3 protein-coding genes are annotated in these 1,742 nt (G+C 69.4%); all 3 read right to left on the bottom strand.

What is annotated here, in order from left to right:
• Nucleotides 1-195: 195 nt before the first annotated feature.
• The 3 genes from AB0J64_RS57180 to AB0J64_RS57190 all read right to left on the bottom strand — a co-directional run bounded on the left by AB0J64_RS57180 (nucleotide 196) and on the right by AB0J64_RS57190 (nucleotide 1,712).
• On the bottom strand, nucleotides 196-744 hold the full coding sequence (locus AB0J64_RS57180; RefSeq protein WP_364047217.1) for a TetR/AcrR family transcriptional regulator: 549 nt from the start codon (nucleotides 742-744) through the stop codon (nucleotides 196-198).
• A 26-nt stretch (nucleotides 745-770) separates the two neighbouring features.
• Nucleotides 771-1,244, bottom strand: a complete 474-nt coding sequence (locus AB0J64_RS57185; RefSeq protein WP_364047220.1) for a nuclear transport factor 2 family protein — start codon at nucleotides 1,242-1,244, stop codon at nucleotides 771-773.
• Nucleotides 1,245-1,337: 93 nt separating this feature from the next.
• On the bottom strand, nucleotides 1,338-1,712 hold the full coding sequence (locus AB0J64_RS57190; protein WP_364047223.1) for a transposase family protein: 375 nt from the start codon (nucleotides 1,710-1,712) through the stop codon (nucleotides 1,338-1,340).
• Between the last annotated feature and the right edge of the window lie 30 nt (nucleotides 1,713-1,742).

The following is a 1,742-nucleotide window of genomic DNA, read 5'->3' on the forward strand; positions in this document are numbered from 1 at the left end:
CGGGTCCTGAACCGGCCGGCCGAGCAGGACCGGGCCGCGGCGGAGGCCGCCGCGGCCGTCGCCCGGATGCCCGCCCGGGAGGAGGCTGACCCGGAGGAAGCCTGCCTGCGGCTGGGCGAAGAAGCCGAGTCCCACCGGCCGAGCTGGCCTACGAGGAAGACTCGGGGCCCTCGTTGCCGAACTGCCGGTGTCGGGTCATCGAGCGGTGAGGACGTGCGCCCACGGCTCATCGATGTCGGCCAGACCCAGCACGGCGACCACGTTGTCGAGCATTCCGGCGCCGAACCAGCGCCGCACGGCGTCGTCGTCGCCCAGCAGCTGCCGGACGGTGTCAACCTGTTTGGCGTAGCACCGGCGCACGGCGTCTGCTACTAGCGGCTCGCCGGCGGCACAGTTCGCGTGCATGAGGAAACGCAGGATGCTCCGGTCCGCGACGAGCGCGGCGTAGGCGCCGCGCGCCGCATCCAGCGCCGCCTCGGGCGCCGGTCCGGCCCCGCCCGGCGCCGGCGAGTGGGCGACCAGCGTTTCGGTCATGACGACGGACACGTGGTCGACCACCGCCGCGAACAGCGCTTCCTTGTTCGGGTACAGGCGATAGAGATACGGCTGAGAGATGCCGACCCAGTCTGCGATCTCGTGTGTCGTCGTACCGTAGAAACCTTTTTGCGCGAAGCAATCGACCGCGGCGGCCATGATGGTCCGACGTCGTTCGTCGCTCTTCGTGCTGGTACCGGCGGCGGGCATGGCGATCAGTTAAACAGGCTTTCCCCTCAGCCTCCAAAAGTCACGCGGAGGTCAGGGTCGGACGGAACGTCGTGGGGTGTGAGCGCCTCGATCGCCACCAGCGGGTTCCAGTAGTCCAGGTAGTGGGTGATGAGCGCGTCGTCATCGGTCCGGACGACGGAGATGCACGTCTGCTCGTACGGCTTGCCGGTCGGCAGCGCCGTGCCCGTCGAGCGGAATTCGGCGATCACCAGACTTGGATCGATCGTCTCGTGGAACACCAGGTCGACGAACTCCACGTCAAAGGTCTCGGGAAAGTTGCTCATGTGCGCGCGCAGTGCGTCTCGCCCCGTCACCCGCTGGGGCACGCCGGCCGGCGCGTACGGGAACTCGAGCACCGCGTCCGGGGCGAACAGCTTCACCCATTCGTCGGTGCGTCCTGCTGCGGTGAGGCGCAGGTGCTCGGCCACGGCGTGCTGGGCGGCGGCGCGGCGGACGGCGTCGTCTTCCTTGACTGTCATTTTCACTCCTACGTTAGTGGTCGACCTATAACCTATCGCTGCAGCAGCTGTTGCGGGTAGTCGAGCAGAGGTAACGCCAGGGGAGCCCGGTTGTCACCGGGAGACTTCGCGGTTCGTCAGGACCAGCAGAGCCCTCACCAGGGCGGTCGCCCATTTCGGGTCGGTGCGTATCTTGCCGCGGACGCGCCAGTTCTTCAGGTGGGCCAAGCCGTGCTCGACCGGCGCTCGTACCGCGGCAAGGGCCTTGTTGGACGGCTTCTGCCCGCGCGTCAGCGGCCGGTTCCGGGCGGCCTCGTCGGGAGTCTCGCCGCGGTGCGGGATCAGGAGAACCGCCCGCTCCGCCACCCGGGCGGGCGCCGGAGCGACGGCCGCGGCGGCCTCCGCCGCGGCCCGGTCCTGCTCGGCCGGCCGGTTCAGGACCCGCTCGGCGATCACGAGCTCCTCCCGCTCGGCCTGGACCTCCTGCAACTGCCTGGGAACTCCTCAGCGAGCGTGTCC

The organism is Nonomuraea sp. NPDC049695 (genome assembly GCF_040674955.1).
Lineage (GTDB): Bacteria > Actinomycetota > Actinomycetes > Streptosporangiales > Streptosporangiaceae > Nonomuraea > Nonomuraea helvata.